General features: G+C 47.4%; 1 protein-coding gene. It reads left to right on the top strand.

Going from position 1 to position 561, the window contains the following annotated elements:
- The coding region (locus tag EYD45_RS16805) for a MopE-related protein (protein ID WP_207303324.1) at positions 1–561 on the top strand (561 nt) is incomplete at both ends.

Below are 561 nucleotides of genomic sequence, written 5' to 3'. Positions count from 1 at the left end.
AGTGTCACTTCGGTGACTGCTTGTGAGCAACCTGTTGGCTATTCGCTTACGGCACCTACTGCAGATGATTGTGATGATAACGATCCTAACGAGTTCCCTGGCCAAACATGGTACATCGGGGTGGATAATGATTCTGATACCTACTTCGGTAGTGTCACTTCGGTGACTGCTTGTGAGCAACCTGTTGGCTATTCGCTTACGGCACCTACTGCAGATGATTGTGATGATAACGATCCTAACGAGTTCCCTGGCCAAACATGGTACATCGGGGTGGATAATGATTCTGATACCTACTTCGGTAGTGTAACTTCGGTAACGGCTTGTGAGCAACCTGTTGGCTATTCGCTTACGGCACCTACTGCAGATGATTGTGATGATAACGATCCTAACGAGTTCCCTGGTCAAACTTGGTACATCGGGGTGGATAATGATTCTGATACCTACTTCGGTAGTGTCACTTCAGTAACGGCTTGTGAGCAGCCTGTAGGCTACAGCTTAACAGCGCCTACTGCAGATGATTGTGATGATAATGATCCTAATGAGTTCCCTGGTCAAACTTGG

This window comes from Hyunsoonleella flava (assembly GCF_004310325.1).
In the GTDB taxonomy this organism is placed as follows: Bacteria; Bacteroidota; Bacteroidia; order Flavobacteriales; family Flavobacteriaceae; genus Jejuia; species Jejuia flava.
Note: the sequence above shows the minus strand (reverse complement) of the source record. Positions and strands in the feature narration are given on the sequence as shown.